Genomic DNA, 15254 nt, shown 5'->3' on the forward strand with positions numbered 1-15254 from the left:
ACCGGCCACAGACCAACGGCAAAGCCGAACGTTTCAACCGCACCCTCGCCGAGGAATGGGCCTACGCCCAGCCCTTCACCAACTCACAGCATCGAGCCCAAGCACTGCCCGAGTTCCTGCACCACTACAACCACCACCGAGCCCACACCGCCCTCAACGGCCACCCACCCATCACCAGAGTCAACAACCTCACAGGGCACTACAGCTAGTTTCCGGCGACTGGCGAGAATCCGGTGGAACACGGCGATCCAGCCGGTTCCGGGCGGTGAAACGCGAGGGCTAGCGTCAGGGCCGTGAGCAAAGTCTTCCTGTCTATCCACGTGCTGGCGGCGATCCTCGCCGTCGGGCCTGTGGCTGTGGCCGCCAGTATGTTCCCCGCCGCGCTGAAGCGGGGTGATCGCTCGACGTTGGCGTTGCTGCACCGCATCTGCCGTGTGTACGCGTGGGTGTCGATCGCCGTGCCGGTGTTCGGCTTCGCCGTCGCCGGGACGATGAAGGTGACGGGCCAGACGTGGGTCCTCGTCTCGATCGCGCTGACGGCGGTGGCCGCGGTCGTGCTGCTGGTGTTCGTGCTGCCGGGTCAGCGGGCCGCGTTGGCGGGGCCCTCGGGCGACGGTGCGGTGCCGGCCGAGTCTGCTGAGGCTTCGGTGGCGACCGCGCTGGACACCCGCGTCGCCGGGCGGCTGGCCATGACGACGGGGGTGTTCAACCTGCTGTGGGCCGTGGTCACGGTGCTGATGATCGTGCGGCCGGGTTCGTCTACCGGGGTGTGAGGCACCCCAGGACGTCGGCGAGGTCCGCGGCACGCACCAACGGGCCGACGTGACTGGCGTCCAGCGAGCGGACGTCGAACGGGTAGGCCGGCGTGAGCGCGTCGGCCTCCTCGATGAACCGGTCCTGCAACGCGAGCGGCATGCTTTCGTCGCGGGTGAGCCGCACGTAGGTGTGGGGCACCCGGCCCCACGTGGCGGCGTCGGCTCGGTCGTTGCCGGCGTCGAGGGACTCGTCCGGGTCCATGCCGGCGAGGAACGACAGCAGCTCGGCGTCGGTCCCGTCGGCGAGCATCGCCTGTTTCAGGGCGGCGAGGTGGGCGGGGTCGGCGGACCGCCAATTCATGCGGATCACGCCGAGCTGTGCGGGATCGCCGACCATGACCTTCGCCGCTTCGTCCAGCGCGGCCGACGAGTACGCCGGGTTCCGCAGGTAGCCGGCGGGGGTGTCGTCCACGCAGCACCAGGCCGACACATAGACGGTCCGGTCCAGCAGCTCCGGCACGGCGTTGGCGACGCTCGTGACGGTGAGCCCGCCGCGGCTGTGCCCGACGAGGATCACGGGACCGTGGTCGTGCGCCCGCCGCACGACGTCCGTCACCGCCGCCACCACGTCGGCGTGGGTGACCCCCGCGAGTGGTGACGGCTCGGTGGCGAACGTCGCCAGGTCCTGTGCCTGGTACGCCGCCGAGAACCCAGCCGTGCCGTGGCCGGGCAGGTCGACCGCGAGCGAGCGGTGGCCGCGTAGCGCGAGCTCGCGCTGCAGCGCGGAGAAGCAGCGGCTGGTGGCGTTGGAACCGTGGACGAGGACGAAGGTGGGCGCCATCTCGGCGATTCTGCCCGAATCGGTCAGGTCGCCGTAGCGGTTTTGCTCTGTCCGCGGAGGATTTCAGGCCGCGGCGATGCTCCCTCCGCCGTCGACGCGCAGGATCTGGCCGGTGATGAACCCCGCGTCCTCGGAGAGCAGGAAGCAGATTGCGTGGGCGATCTCCGCCGGACGCCCGAGCCGGCCGACCGGCAGCTTCTCCAGGAACCGGGCTTCGCCTTCGGACCCGGCGGGCGTGCCACGACGGAACAGTTCGGTCTCCGTCGGCCCGGGCGCGACGGCGTTCACAGTGACACCGCTCTGCCCGAGCTCCGCGGCCCAGATGGCGGTGGCGGTTTCGAGCGCCGCCTTCGAGCCCGCGTACGTGGTGCGAAGCGGGGTACCGAGCGTGACCATGCTGGTGACGTTGACGATCCGGCCCCGGCCGGCAGCGAGCATTCCGGGCAGCACGGCCTGGGTCACCTGCACCGCGGTGCGGAAGTTCAGGTCGTAGGCGTGGGCGACGTCGTCGAGGTCGATCGACCCGAGCGGCGCCAGCTTGGCGAAGCCGACGTTGTTCACCACCGCGTCGACGGGACCTTCCGCGAGGACCTTGTCGAGCGTCGCGGCGGTGGCGTCGCGGTCGCCGAGGTCGACGGCGTGGAAGCTGCCGGGGAACTCGGCCGGCGCGGTGCGCGCCAGGCCGATCGGGTGGTGGCCCGCGGCGGCCAGCCGGTCGACGACCGTCCGGCCGATGCCCTTGGACGCCCCGGTGATCAGCACTCGCATGACTGGTGACTCCTCTGTGTGTTACTCGGTTGCGCCATGACGGTAATGTTCTGGGTGAGCCGTGGGAAATGTCCTTCGCGTTATGGCGGCATGCCGCGGCGAACATGGCTGGAGGTCCTCGTGACGACGATGCAGCAGCTCAAGGTGCTCCTGGCGGTGGCCGACCACGGCGGCTTCACGGCCGCGGGCGAGCGGCTCGGCATGGCGCAGCCCGCGGTGAGCCGCTCGGTCGCCGCGCTGGAAGCCGAGCTCGGCGCACCGCTGCTCACCCGCCAGCGCACGGGCGTCACCCTCACCGAAGCCGGCGAACGCGCCGTCCGGCGAGCGCGCGAGGCCGTGCGGCAGGTCGATCTGCTGCGCGCGGAGGTCGCCGAGGTAGCCGGGCAGATCACCGGGACGCTGCGGATCGCCAGCCTGCCCACCGCCACGGGGACCCGGCTGCCGGCCGATCTGCGGGCGTTCACCGAACGCCACCCGCTCGTCGCGGTGCGGCTGATCGAGGGCAGCGACCAGGAGGTGCGGGACTGGCTCGACCTGGGTGTCGCCGACGCCGCCGTGGTCACGCTGCCCGCGCCCGGCCTGCGGACGGTGCTGCTCGACAGCCACGAGATGTGCGCCGTGCTGCCCGCCGGTCATCGGCTGGCGGGGCGCGAGGCCGTGTCCTACGCGGATCTCGCCGAGGAGCCGTTCGTCCGCCCGACCGGCGGCTGTGCGCAGGTGTTCGCGGCGGCCGCGGAGCAAGCCGGGGTTCACCTGGAGGCGACGTTCGAGGCCCGCGAGATGTCGGCCGTGCTGGAGATGGTGCGGGCGCGGCTGGGCGTGAGCATCCTGCCGTCGGTCGGCGTGCCGCGTCTTGACGGCACCGTGCTGCGGCCCTTGGTGCCGCGCACGCCGCGGACCGTCGCTGTCGCCGTGAGCGCGAGCGCGTCGCCGGCCGCGCGGGCGTTCCTGGAGCAGCTCCAATCCGGAGCCGATCAGGGTTGAGGTCCACTGTGGAGGGTCTCCGTTCAGGCCGCCTTTAGGGGCGCTTAGGGGTCGTTGGGCGGCTTCCGGGCGGGCTGGCTTGGTGCGTCGGGGACCCGGTCGGCGTGACCTCGTTCCGCTGTGACAGACGGAAAGGCGGGCCGCTCGCGCGGACCACGCCTCCTTTCGACGGTTCCACGCGGCGCCGAAGGCTCAGGCGCGGACGGGAAACTCGTCGTGTTGGCTGCGATACATGTGTCGGCCGAACCGGCGGCCGAGGTCCGGGTGCCGCGGCCACACCGGCCGGCGCGTGCCGGCGACGAGCTGGCAAGGGATGGGCTGAGAGCCGCATCTGTGCCACGAGTTCCTGACGCGGGTACGGCTCCTTGCGGTACGGCGGACGGGTATCTGCGCACCAGACCAGCAACCTGACGCGAACACACTGCGCGACGGTCGGGCGGTGGGGCTGTCTTCTGCGATCTGGACGGCTGAGCGTTCACGATGGTCCGCCCGAGGCGCACGGCATCGCGATCTTGCGAGGGTCCACCCCAACCGCCTCGCGGATCAGGAGAAGGTGGCAACGCAAGTTGCGGCTCAGCGCACGAAAAACAGCACCGAGCCGCACCTGTCTTCGCGCGCGTTTCGAAGCGAGGTGTGCTCTCCACAGGGTGGCGAGCACACCGTCCGCAATGGTCGATATCCGGACTGGGCCGGCAGGCGAAAGCTCCATATCTCCAGGCTACCGACCCCGCTCGAACATCCGCACGATATCGATAGAGTGAATCAAGAGCGCACGTCGGTACTGTCCAAATAGGTCAGCGCCGCGCGATCCGGCGGTTCTCGTCGCGGCCGGCTTCCAGGCCCGGCTTCGCGAACGATGTCGCTGAGGTGGTTCTCCACCGTGGGCTCGAGGCAAGTCGCGGTGAGGGAGAGAACGCGTGGCGAAGTACGTGATCGGGCCGGAGGTCGCGCTGCGGCTGGCCGTGGAGCAGGCCGTGGTGGGGCACCGGTTGCTGACGCCCACGCTGATCCGTTCGCCGCGTGGTCCGCGCTCTACGCGCAGGCGCGCCGGGGCGAGCTGACGAAGAAGGACGCGGCCGTGCGGCTCGATCGCGTGAGGGCGTTGAAGATCCGGCTGCTCGGTGACCGGGTGCTGCAGGCGATCGCGTGGCAGGTCGCCGAGGAGCTCGGCTGGGCGGACACGTACGTCGCCGCATACGTGGCGTTGACGCGGTTGCACGGCGACGCGTTCGTGACGCTCGACGAGCAGCTCGCGCGCGACCTCGACGGGGTCGTACCGGTAGCGGGGTTCGCAGCACTGAGCTGAAGCCCGTCTTGAATGGCCTGGTCGTGGCCGCGGGAAGCGGCGCCGTGGCCCGGAACACTCTTCGGCCGAGTGCGCGGACTATGACGCGAAGATCGAATAACGCGGAAAGTGCCCGCTTGAATTCGCACAGCAATTTCGATCAGGACGGCCACCCGGAATGGACCGGGTGGCCGTCCGCTTTTCCCGGCGGCCGGTGATCGTCGAAGATGGCGGCATGTCACGACGTGAGCTCGTGGTGCTCGGGTCGGCGAGCCAGACGCCGACCCGGCACCGCAACCACAACGGGTACCTCCTGCGGTTCGACACCGACGGCGTGCTGTTCGACCCGGGGGAGGGCACGCAGCGGCAGATGACCCACGCCGGCGTGGCCGCCGCGGAGCTCACGCGCATCTGCATCACCCACTTCCACGGCGACCACAGCCTCGGCCTCTCCGCCGTGCTGCAGCGGCTGTCGCTCGACGCCGTGCCGCGGCCCGTGCGCTGTCACTACCCGGCCTCCGGCCAGGCGTTTTTCGAGCGCCTGCGCTATTCCACCGTCTACCACGAGCGCGCCGAGGTCGTCCCGCGGCCGGTGCTCGCCGACGGCTGGACCGACGGCCCGATGTCCGCCCACGTCCTCGACCACCGCATCGACTGCTTCGGCTACCGCTACACCGAACCGGACGGCATCCGCATGCTCCCCGACCGCCTCGCCGCCGCCGGCGTCCGAGGTCCGGACATCAGCCGGCTGCAGCGAGATGGCTCGTTGGAGCTCGACGGCCGCACTGTTCACCTCGCCGACGTCAGCGAGCCGAAGCCAGGACAGGTTGTGGCGTTCGTCATGGACACGCGCCCGTGCGCGGGAGCCCTGGACTGCGCGCGCGACGCGGACCTGCTGGTCGCCGAGTCGACCTTCCGCGCCGCCGACGCCGACATCGCCACCCGCTACGGCCACCTCACCAGCACCGACGCCGGCCGGCTCGCCGCGGCCGCGGGCGTGCGAAAGCTCGTGCTGACCCACTTCTCGCAGCGCTACCCCTATGCGGAGGCCGACGCGTTCGGGGAGGAAGCGGCGGAGGTCTTCGACGGGGAGATCCACGTGGCGCGCGACTTCGACGTGATCCCGCTGCCTCGCCGGCGCTGACGGCTCGCCGGCCGTGACCTGGGCCGTCGGCGTGTCGGTGCCCGGGGTGGGCGGGGCGCGCCGGCGGTCGTGCCAGACTTCCGGGCGATGTACACGCCCTCCGATCTCGCCGATCTGCTCGAGTGCGCGCACCGGAGCGTCCTCACGCAGGCGCTGGCGGCGGGACTGCCCGGCGCGCCGAGGCCCGGCTCAGGACCTGACCAGCTGGCCGTGAAGCACGGGCGCGCGCACGAGGAGGCGACGCTCGGGCGGCTGCGAGCCGAACGCAAGGTCGTGGAGATCGAGGAGCGGGATCCGGTCGTCGCGGCGAAGGCGACGGAGGAGGCGCTGCGCGCGGGCGCGCCCGTGGTCTACCAGGCCGTGTTCCACGACGACGAGTTCACCGGCCGCGCCGATTTCCTGCTGCGCGACGACGAAGGCGGCTACGAGGTCTACGACACCAAGCTCGCCCGGCACGCCAAGCCGTCCGCGGTGGTCCAGCTGACCGCGTACGCCGATGCGCTGCGCCGAGCCGGGTGGCCGGCTGGTCCGGACATGCACCTGCTGCTGGGCGACGGCACGACGCGCACCCTGCGCGTCGACGACTTCCTCCCGCTGCTCGACCGCCTGCGCTCGCGGCTGCGCGACCGCCCGGCCCGGCTGCCGCTGCAGCTGTGGGCCGACGAACGGCCGGCGTGCGGCGCGTGCCGCTTCGCGCAGCACTGTTCGACGGCGCGGGAGGCGGACCGCGACCTGTCGCTCGTCGCAGGCATGCGCGGAGACCAGCGGCGCAAGCTCGTGACGGCCGGGCTCGCCACGATCGACAAGCTCGCCGCCGCCGGGCCGGACGACCGGCCGCGCGACATGTCCGAGACCACCTACACCACGCTGCGCGCGCAGGCCGCGATCCAGGTGCGCCAGGACGAGACGGGCGAGCTCGCCTACGAGGTGATCGACCCCGCCGCGCTCGCCCAGCTGCCGCCGCCGAGCCCGGGCGACGTCTTTTTCGACATGGAAGGCGACCCGTACGCGTTGGCGGGCACCGGGCTCGAGTACCTGTTCGGTGCGGTGACGGCCGACCCGGACACCCCCGACGGCACCGGCGGTCAGCGGTTCACCCCGTTCTGGGCCCACTCTCGGGCGCAGGAGAAGCGCGCGTTCGAGGAGTTGGTGGACTTCGCCACCGCGCGGCTGGCCGAACACCCTGGCGCGCACGTGTACCACTACGCGCCCTACGAGGTCACCGCCATCAAGCGTCTTGCCGCCGTGCACGGCACGCGCGAGGAAGCAGTGGACGAGCTGTTGCGCAACGGCGCGCTCGTGGACCTGTATGCGGTGGTGCGCAAGGCGTTGCGGGTCGGGCAGCGGTCGTACTCGATCAAGTACCTCGAGCCGCTCTACATGCCCTCCGCCCGCGACGGCGATGTGAAGACGGCCGCGTCCAGCATCGAGGCGTACGAGGACTACCTCACGCTCACGGCGGCCGGCGAGCCGGAGCGGGCCGACGAAGTGCTGCGCGGCATCGGTGAGTACAACGAGTACGACTGCGTGTCCACCCTGCGGCTGCTGGAGTTCCTGCACCGGGTGCGCGTGGACGAGGGCATCGAGCTCGTCGAGCCGGAGCCTGAGTCCGATGTGGACGCTCTGCTGCGGGAGACCGAGGAAGACGTCGCGGCGCAACGGCGGGCGGAGCGCGCGGCCGCGATGGCGGCGCTCGTCGACCCGTTGCTCGACGGCCTGCCCGACGACCCGGCGGAGTTCACCCCGGACGACCACGCCCGTGCGCTGCTCGCCGCCTCCGTGGGCTACCACCGGCGTGAGACGAACCCAGCGTGGTGGGAGTTCTTCCGCCAGCTGGCGGCGCCGCTCGGTGACCTGGAGATCGACACGACGTGCGCGGTGCCCGTTTCGGTGTCCGTCGGCGAGTGGGTGCCGCCGTCCGGCCGGCTGCGCACGGCGAAGCGGACGCTCGTCGTGGCGTGCGACCCGGACCGGCCGCACCCGTTCGCACCGGGCGACGACGTGCGCCTGCGCTACGGCGCCGAAGCGCGCGACGCGAAGGTGGTGGCTTCCTCGGCCGTCGAGCTGACGCTGGAGGAGAGCAGCGCGCCCGACGCGACGTCGAACGATCGCCCGGCCGCGGTGCTGCCCGGCAGCCCGGTGCGGCCGTCGCCGAAGGACGAGGCCGTGGCCGATCTCGCCCGGCTCGTCGGGGAAACCCTGCCGGTGCTGCCGAAGCACCCTGGTGTGGACCTCCTGCGCCGCACGGCGCCCCGGTTGCGGACCGGCGGCGCGTTGCCGGCCGCGGGTGAGGACCTGGTCGCGACGGTGATCGAGGCCGTCGACGCGCTCGACGGTTCCGTGCTCGCCGTGCAAGGCCCGCCGGGCGCCGGGAAGACGTACCTGGCGGGCAAGCTGATCGCGCACCTCGTGCGGTCGGGCCGGACGGTCGGGGTCACGTCCAACAGCCACAAGGCCGTGGAGAACGTGCTTTCCGCCGCGCTGGACAACGATCCTTCGCTGGCGTGCGCCAAACGCGCGAAGCGGACGCCGGACCCCTCGGTGCCGTGGGAACAGCCGAAGAACAACAACGCTCTGGTGCGCTGGCGCGAGGAACACGACACCGGGCACCTGGTGGGTGGCACAGCGTGGACGTTCGCCAACGCGGCTGTGCGCGCGGAGCCGTTCGACGTGCTCGTGATCGACGAGGCCGGCCAGTTCGCGCTGGCCGACGCACTGGCCGTGTCGACGTGCGCGAAGAACGTGGTGCTGCTGGGTGATCCGCAGCAGTTGCCGCAGGTGGTGCAGGGCACGCACCCGGCGGGCGCGGAGGCCTCGGCGCTGGGGCACCTGATCGGCGACGCCGACATCATGCCGGCGCACTTGGGCTACTTCCTCGACCAGACGCGCCGCATGCACCCGGCGGTGTGCGCGCCGGTGTCGCGGCTGTCGTACGCGGGGTTGCTGCACTCGCACCCGTCGGCGTCGCGCTCGGTCGACGGGTTCGCGTCGGGGCTGTACCTGGCGTCGGTGGAGCACCGGGGGAACACGACGCGTTCAGTCGAGGAGGCGGCCGAGGTCGTCTCGGTGATCTCGGCGCTGCACGGGCGCACGTGGGAGGGCCGTCCGCTGTCGGACGCCGACTTCCTCGTGGTGGCGCCTTACAACCTGCAGGCCCGCGTGGTCACGCGTGCGCTGGCCGACGCCGGCTTCGGCGACGTCCGCGTGGGCACGGTCGACCGGTTCCAGGGCCAGGAGGCGCCGGTGGTGGTGACGACGATGACGTCGTCCTCGGCCGTCGACCTCCCGCGCGGCCTCGACTTCCTGCTCTCGCGCAACCGGCTGAACGTCGCGCTGTCGCGGGCGCAGTCGGTGGCGGTGCTGGTGTGTTCGCCGCATCTGCTGGAGGCCGACATCCGCACGGTCGATCAGATGCGGCTGGTGTCGGGGATGCTCGGGCTGCTGCAGGACGCACTGCCCTGGCCCGGCTCCGGATAAGGGCGTGCCCCCGGTCCCGTCGCTGCGGAGGGGGAGTTCGCGCGGGCCGGGAGCGGGGGCACTGGTTCCCGCCTCGGGCGCCGCGCCGATGGGGGGATCGGCGGGTGCGGGCGGGAGCTTTCTCTTCGGGTGGCTTGCGTCGGCACGGGGGGTCGCCTCTCGGCGAGTGGCGCGACCCGGCGTCTTGCGACGGCCCGGGAAGGCAGTAGGTGAGGCCCGGGGACACCCGCCGTACCGACACTCTGTACAACGCCTGGGCGGGGCCGGTGTTCCGGATTTCCCTTGTGACGCAGGTCGCTCAGGTGATTTTCATGATCCTGATTTCATGATCCACTGTGGACGTTTGGATGCCCCCGCTCCCGCCGCGGCAGTGGGTCCGGCGACAGGAGCAGGAGCACATGAGCCCGCCCCGCGCTGCCTCGGGGCAACTGCGGCGCAGCGGGGTGGGGTGGTCTGAGGAGTTGGTCGAGGCCGGTGCGGGGGTCGCCTCTCGGCGGTTGGCGCGACCCGGCGTCTTGCGACGGTCCGGGAAGGCAGTGGGTGGAGCCCGGGGACACCACCGCACCGGCAAAGTTAGTAACTGCTGCCGACGTGAAGGTATTCCCGATGATCCACAATGGAGGGTGCTGAGGGTGCTCCCGCTCCCGGCTCCGCCGGCTGGGGGCCCGGCGAGCGAGAGCAGGAGCACTGGCGCCCGCCCCGCGCCGCGTTGGGGGAGCGCGAGGCAACGGGGCGGGTGGTCTTACGCCGGCACGGGGGTCGCCTCTCGGCGAGTGACGCCAACCCGGGGCCGGCGAACCGGCTGTCCGGGAAGGTGAGTTGTGGAGCCCGGGGACCCCTCCGTACCGACAGTCAGTACAACGCAGGTGACCACCGAATGTTCCAGGGCCCGCGAGTGACGTGGATCGCGACCGTTCGGGTGATCGCTCGGCCTCGTACCGAGCTACCGGCGTCGCCACGCGGGGCGGGAGCCGTCGGTCGGTCAGCTGCGCCTGCCGGCCGATGAGGGGTGGCCGAATGCGGAAGTCACGGCGGCAGAGGGGAAACGAGCGTCGGCGGACCTTCGCCAGGCGGTGCGCCAGGTGGTCCCCGTCGGCGAAGGGTGCTCAGGCGCCACGCGGCTCGGCACCATCGACGCACGGACGGCCCGCGTCGCAGTCGGCAGCGGGCGGGCGCACCGCGCGTGGTCCAGACCGCGGCCGGCAGGTGGCTCACCTTGCTGCCGAAGGCCGGCGACCGCGTGTCGCAAGAGCTCTCCTCCCGGGGCGAGTGAGGGTGGTTGTTTTTGTGGCCCCCTGGGCGCGGAAGGGGGACTACCAGGGGGCCTGGCCCGCCGCCCGGTCGGGGGAATGTCGAGGCTGAGCGGGTTGTCGGTGACACTAGCGGTAGAAGTCGATCTAGGATCAGTCCACGAAACGGTGAATCGATCATGGTGAACACTTACTCCTGGTGATCATGTGTGGTGAGGCGGTTTCGGGCCCCTTCGGGTGCGCCGAACCACGTCGTGAGAGCTTGGCGACGGGCGATCGAGTCAGCTGGTGGGCCGAGCGAGGCTTACGTCGGCATGGCGGTTGGGAGCGGGTCGGCGTCGAGTCCATCGGGCCAGTTCCGGCGAGGCGGATGGCGTGCGCGTCGGGCTGCCCGCCTCGGTTCTGGTGACGTGCGTCAGCTTGGCTCGGGTGCGCGAACCACGTCGTGAGGGCCTCGCGGAGGCCGGCCGGATCGGCGGCTGCGTCGAGAGGCGCGGCCCACGCGATGTGCGCGTCCGGGCGGAGGAGGAGGGCGTCGGCCGGGCGGAGGTGGGTCTTGGCGGTGTGGAGGGCAACGCGGGGAGCCCAGGGTTCGGCAACCGCGCGGAGTTCCGGGCGGTCGGCGAGGTCGACGAACACCGGCCGGCCCGGGCGCACCAGCGAGGCGCGAGACGACGGGCCGTGGTCGGTGGACAGGGGGAAGTCGCGGGCGAAGGTGCCGGCCAGGGGGTGGTCCGAACCGGGCGCCGGGTAGCGCAGGTCTGGGCCGCCGATGGTGGCGGCGAGGCGGCGCAACGGTTGTTCGTCAGTGAGGAGCTCCTGGAACAGCGTGCGAAGCGCGTCGGAGGCGGGGTCGTGGCCGCGGCGCAGGGCGGCCTGTGCGCTGGTCTGCAGGAGGGCGCGGGAGCCGGCGTAGTGGCGTTCGGCGTGGTAGCTGTCGAGCAGGCCGGGCGGCGCCCAACCTTGCACGGCCGCGGCGAGTTTCCACGCCAGGTTGACCGAGTCGAGCATGCCGAGGTTGAGCGACGCCCCCGAGGAAGCAAGCAGGTGCGCCGCGTCGCCGGCCACGAAGACGCGCCCAACCCGATACCGGGCGACCTGCCGGCCCTGCCACTGGTAGCGCGACAGGCGGCGCACCTCACCGAGGGGCAGCGAACCGCCGAGTACGCGACGGATGCTGGCTTGGAACTCGGCCTCGGTCATCGGGCTGAGGTCGTCGTACTCGGTCGCTTCCTCCTCGACGGTGTTGATCAGCAGAACCTCCGGCCCGATCGCGCCCAACGCGAAGACCCCGCCGTCGGTCCGCGTGAAACCCTGGCGCAGCAATCCCAGTCCGGGTACGTCCAGGTCACCGTTCTCCAGCCGGCTCACCGAATCCGGCACCGTCGCCTCGACGAGCCGGTTCACCTCCGGGTACGTCGTGCCCGGGAACGGCAGGCCCAGCAACTCGCGGACCCGGCTGCGGCCGCCGTCGCACCCCACGACGTAGCGAGCAGTGACCCGGTACGGCCCGTCGGGGCCACGCACGTCCACTGCCACCGCGGCGTCTTCGCGAAGGCCGACAACTTCGTGCCCCTCCCGCAGCTGCACCCCGAGCTCCGCCGCGTACTCGGCGAGCGTGCGTTCGAGCACCGGCTGCGGGATGCCCAGCGCGTGGTACGCCGGCTCGGCCAGGTGCGAGAGGCCCAGCTCCATCCCGCCGAACGGCAGCGACGGCGCCGCGTGCACCGGGGAAGCGGCAGCTTCGAGCCGCTCCAGCACCCCGCGGTAGCGCAGCAGCTCCACGATTCGGCCGCCGAGACCGTTGGCCCGCGGTACTTCCCGGCGTCGCGGCTGGCGCTCCAGCACCAGCGGCCGCACCCCGGCCAGGCGCAGCTCGGCGGCCAGGACCAGGCCGGCCGCACCGGCACCCACGATGATCACGTCGTGCACTTCGTACCCCTATTTCGCTGACAGCCGCCGATTCTGCGGCACGACGGGGGTCTTGCGGCAAGCCCTGGGGTGCGCTATAGCTTGAGAGTGGGAGACGTCCAGTGTGGACGGATCCCTCACGCCACCCGGACCTCGACGCCGGCTTGGCGAAACCGTTCCAGTGCCTCCGAAGGCGCCCCGGCGTCCGTGACCAGCACGTCCACGTCCTCCATACCGCACACGGTCGCCAACGCGGTGCGCGAGAACTTGGCACTCTCGGCAACCAGCACCGCGCGCCGCGAAGACCGCTTCGCGGCGCGCTTCACGGCGGCGTCCTGCAGGTCGTGGGCGGTCACGCCGTCGTCGGGTGACAGGCCGCAGCACGTGAGCACGAAGGTGTCGAACCGCAGCGCCGCGAGGGCGGCCTCGGTGATCGGCCCGACCATCGAGCCCTCACCGAAGCGCGTGGTCCCGCCGGGCAGCAGCAGGTTCACCGACGAGCTGGCGGCCAGCACCGTCGCGCTCGGCAGCGCGAGCGGCATCACCGTCAGACGCCGGCCGGTGAGGGCGCGGGCGACCGCGAGCCCGCTCGTGCCGCTGTCGACGACCACGGCCTCGCCGTCGCGCACCAGCCCGCTCACCACGGCCGCGATGCGGTCCTTCGCCGCCGCGGACTCCACCTCGCGCAGCGCGAACGGCAGCTCCTCACCGCGCATCAGCAGGCTCACCGCGCCACCCCGCACGCGGCGCAGCGTGCCCTGCTCGGCCAGTGAGTCGAGGTCGCGCCGGATGGTCACCTCCGACGTGTCCAGCTCGCCGGCCAGCTCACCGACGTCGACGCGGCCGTCGCGCCGGAGCCGTTCGAGGATGCGTTCGTACCGGGGGTTGCCTCGCATGACTGCCGAACTTACCTCTCTTTCGTTCGAAAGGCCGGGGCGTCTGTGACGACGAACATGTTCGTTACGATCTTGTTCGGAACGAACATGTTCGTTAACGTGAAGTCATGACCGCACCACGCAACCGCCGGGAACGTCCGGCCAAGCCGGCTCTCACCCGGGCCGGAATCATCACCGCCGCGCTCGCGATCCTGCGCGCCGAAGGCCTGTCCCGGCTGACGATGCGCCGGCTCGCGCAGGAGCTCGACACCGGTGCGGCGTCGCTGTACGTCTACGTCCGCAACACCGTGGAGCTCCACGCCGCGGTGCTCGACGAGCTGCTCGGCGAGGTCGAGCCTGCGCCGTCGGCCGGGACGTGGGCGGAGCGGCTCGAAGCCGTGCTCGGCTCGTACACGGCGGTGTTGTTCCGCTATCCCGGGCTGGCGCAATCGGCGCTCGTGGCCCGCCCGCGCGGGGACAACTACCTGCGGCTGGTGGACACGGTGCTCGCGTTGCTCGCCGAGGGCGAGGTGCCGAGCGCGCAGGCGGCATGGGGCGTCGACCTGCTGCTCCAGCTCGCCACGGCGACGGCGGCCGAACACGCCGACGAGCGCCCCGAAGACCGCGAGGAATGGCGGGCACTGGCGGCCGTCATCCACGACGCGTCACCCGAGAAGTACCCGCACCTGGCCGCCGCCGGATCCGACTTGCTGTCCGGCGAGCCCGGGCAGCGGCTGTCCTGGGCGTTTCGCGCGCTGATCGCCGGAATCGCAGCCATCCCACGAACCTGAGGGGAACGACCATGAAGATCACCATCATCGGGGCCGGCCTCGGCGGGCTGACGCTCGCGTCCGTGCTCCACCGCAACGGCATCGAGGCCACGGTGTTGGACCTCGACGCGTCGGCGTCGGCCCGCACGCAGGGCGGGATGCTCGACATCCACGAGGAAACGGGCCAGGCCGCGTTGCGCGCCGCCGGCCTGTACGAGGAGTTCTTGCCGCTGATCCACCGCGGCGGGGAGGCCATGCGCGTGCTGGACCGGCACGCGGTGGTGCGAATGTCCGAAGAGGACGATGGTCAGGGGGCCCGGCCGGAGGTCGAACGCGGTGCTTTGCGCGACCTGCTGCTCTCGTCGCTGCCGGAGGGCACCGTCCGCTGGGGCGCCAAGGTGGTTTCGGCCCGTCCGCTTGGTGATGGCCGGCACGAGGTCGCGCTGGCCGACGGTTCGACGCTGGAGACCGACGTGCTCGTCGGGGCCGACGGAGCGTGGTCGCGGATCCGGCCGCTCGTCTCGGCCGAGGTACCCGCGTACACCGGGATTTCCTTCGTGGAACTGGATCTGCTGGACGTCGCGGCGAAGCACCCGGAGAGCGCGGCGCTCGTCGGCGGGGGAATGTTCATGGCGCTCGGGCCGGGCAAGGGGATTCTGGCGCACCGCGAGCCGGACGGCAGCGTGCACGTCTACGTCGCTCTCCAGGTGCCCGAAGGCTGGGTTGCCTCGCTCCATCTGTCGGACGCGGCCGCGAAGCTGTCGCAAGAATTCGCCGGCTGGGCCCCGGAACTGAAGGCGTTGATCGAGTCGGCCGACGGTGATCTGGTGCCGCGGCCGATCCACGCGCTGCCGGTGGGCCACGAGTGGGCGCGCGTGCCCGGCGTGACGCTGGTGGGCGACGCGGCGCACGTGATGTCGCCGTTCGCCGGCGAGGGCGCGAACCTGGCGATGATCGACGGTGCGGAGCTGGCGTTGGCCCTGGTCGAGTCCGATGGCGATGTCGAGGCGGCCCTGGCGCAGTACGAGAAGGCCCTGTTCCCGCGCAGCGAGGAAGCCGCGCGGGGTTCGGCGGAGAACCTGGTGACGTCGTTCGCCGAGAACACGCCCGACGGTGTGCTTGCCGTTTTCGAAGGCCACTGACCGGGAATCCCGGCGACCGCGGCCAGGGTGATCGTTACGCTCGGGGGTTCGT

General features: G+C 71.6%; 13 protein-coding genes. 9 read left to right on the forward strand and 4 right to left on the reverse strand.

The features are described 5' to 3' along the window. Nucleotides 1–209 (forward strand): integrase core domain-containing protein (locus AB0383_RS27055; RefSeq protein ID WP_366188858.1); only part of this gene is annotated, 209 nt, incomplete at its 5' end. Between the two features lie 84 nt (nucleotides 210–293). Next, on the forward strand, nucleotides 294–773 hold the full coding sequence (locus AB0383_RS27060; protein ID WP_366188859.1) for a hypothetical protein: 480 nt from the start codon (nucleotides 294–296) through the stop codon (nucleotides 771–773). Here AB0383_RS27060 and AB0383_RS27065 read toward each other — a convergent pair. Together AB0383_RS27065 and AB0383_RS27070 are read right to left on the reverse strand one after the other, a co-directional pair. Beyond that, entirely contained in the window at nucleotides 760–1596 is an 837-nt protein-coding gene (locus tag AB0383_RS27065; protein ID WP_364181221.1) for an alpha/beta hydrolase, read from the reverse strand. The genes AB0383_RS27060 and AB0383_RS27065 overlap by 14 nt on opposite strands. Nucleotides 1597–1659: 63 nt before the next feature. Continuing rightward, nucleotides 1660–2364, reverse strand: coding sequence for an SDR family oxidoreductase (locus AB0383_RS27070; protein WP_366188860.1), 705 nt, complete (start codon nucleotides 2362–2364; stop codon nucleotides 1660–1662). Between the two features lie 129 nt (nucleotides 2365–2493). Here AB0383_RS27070 and AB0383_RS27075 point away from each other — a divergent pair, with 129 nt between their 5' ends. The 5 genes from AB0383_RS27075 to AB0383_RS27095 all read left to right on the forward strand — a co-directional run bounded on the left by AB0383_RS27075 (nucleotide 2494) and on the right by AB0383_RS27095 (nucleotide 9254). Continuing rightward, the gene (locus tag AB0383_RS27075; protein ID WP_366188964.1) at nucleotides 2494–3348 is read left to right on the forward strand and encodes a LysR family transcriptional regulator; all 855 of its coding nucleotides are present in this window, start codon (nucleotides 2494–2496) and stop codon (nucleotides 3346–3348) included. Between the two features lie 917 nt (nucleotides 3349–4265). Next, on the forward strand, nucleotides 4266–4409 hold the full coding sequence (locus tag AB0383_RS27080; protein WP_366188861.1) for a hypothetical protein: 144 nt from the start codon (nucleotides 4266–4268) through the stop codon (nucleotides 4407–4409). Between the two features lie 17 nt (nucleotides 4410–4426). Beyond that, a complete protein-coding gene (locus tag AB0383_RS27085; protein ID WP_366188862.1) occupies nucleotides 4427–4654 on the forward strand; it encodes a hypothetical protein in 228 nt (75 codons plus the stop codon). 214 nt (nucleotides 4655–4868) lie between these two features. Then, nucleotides 4869–5777 carry a ribonuclease Z gene (locus AB0383_RS27090; RefSeq protein ID WP_366188863.1) on the forward strand — a complete coding sequence of 303 codons (909 nt, stop codon included), beginning with the start codon at nucleotides 4869–4871 and terminating at the stop codon, nucleotides 5775–5777. 87 nt (nucleotides 5778–5864) lie between these two features. Continuing rightward, nucleotides 5865–9254, forward strand: a complete 3390-nt coding sequence (locus AB0383_RS27095) for a TM0106 family RecB-like putative nuclease (protein ID WP_366188864.1) — start codon at nucleotides 5865–5867, stop codon at nucleotides 9252–9254. Nucleotides 9255–10681: 1427 nt separating this feature from the next. On the opposite strand, the gene AB0383_RS27100 is transcribed toward AB0383_RS27095, so the two are convergent. Both AB0383_RS27100 and AB0383_RS27105 read right to left on the reverse strand, forming a co-directional pair. Then, nucleotides 10682–12436, reverse strand: coding sequence for an FAD-dependent monooxygenase (locus AB0383_RS27100; protein WP_366188865.1), 1755 nt, complete (start codon nucleotides 12434–12436; stop codon nucleotides 10682–10684). 116 nt (nucleotides 12437–12552) lie between these two features. Further along, entirely contained in the window at nucleotides 12553–13311 is a 759-nt protein-coding gene (locus AB0383_RS27105; protein ID WP_366188866.1) for a DeoR/GlpR family DNA-binding transcription regulator, read from the reverse strand. Nucleotides 13312–13418: 107 nt separating this feature from the next. Here AB0383_RS27105 and AB0383_RS27110 point away from each other — a divergent pair, with 107 nt between their 5' ends. Next, a complete protein-coding gene (locus AB0383_RS27110; protein WP_366188867.1) occupies nucleotides 13419–14081 on the forward strand; it encodes a TetR/AcrR family transcriptional regulator C-terminal domain-containing protein in 663 nt (220 codons plus the stop codon). An 11-nt stretch (nucleotides 14082–14092) separates the two neighbouring features. Next, entirely contained in the window at nucleotides 14093–15202 is a 1110-nt protein-coding gene (locus AB0383_RS27115; protein WP_364181199.1) for an NAD(P)/FAD-dependent oxidoreductase, read from the forward strand. The last annotated feature ends 52 nt before the right edge of the window (nucleotides 15203–15254 follow it).

Source organism: Amycolatopsis sp. NPDC051373 (genome assembly GCF_040689465.1).
In the GTDB taxonomy this organism is placed as follows: Bacteria; Actinomycetota; Actinomycetes; order Mycobacteriales; family Pseudonocardiaceae; genus Amycolatopsis.

Excerpts from the sequence above, each read along its gene's own strand:
- AB0383_RS27065 (WP_364181221.1), bottom strand. The coding sequence starts at position 1,596 with ATGGCGCCCACCTTCGTCCTCGTCCACGGTTCCAACGCCACCAGCCGC.
- AB0383_RS27070 (WP_366188860.1), bottom strand. The coding sequence starts at position 2,364 with ATGCGAGTGCTGATCACCGGGGCGTCCAAGGGCATCGGCCGGACGGTC.
- AB0383_RS27075 (WP_366188964.1), top strand. The coding sequence starts at position 2,494 with ATGCAGCAGCTCAAGGTGCTCCTGGCGGTGGCCGACCACGGCGGCTTC.
- AB0383_RS27090 (WP_366188863.1), top strand. The coding sequence starts at position 4,869 with ATGTCACGACGTGAGCTCGTGGTGCTCGGGTCGGCGAGCCAGACGCCG.
- AB0383_RS27095 (WP_366188864.1), top strand. The coding sequence starts at position 5,865 with ATGTACACGCCCTCCGATCTCGCCGATCTGCTCGAGTGCGCGCACCGG.
- AB0383_RS27105 (WP_366188866.1), bottom strand. The coding sequence starts at position 13,311 with ATGCGAGGCAACCCCCGGTACGAACGCATCCTCGAACGGCTCCGGCGC.
- AB0383_RS27110 (WP_366188867.1), top strand. The coding sequence starts at position 13,419 with ATGACCGCACCACGCAACCGCCGGGAACGTCCGGCCAAGCCGGCTCTC.
- AB0383_RS27115 (WP_364181199.1), top strand. The coding sequence starts at position 14,093 with ATGAAGATCACCATCATCGGGGCCGGCCTCGGCGGGCTGACGCTCGCG.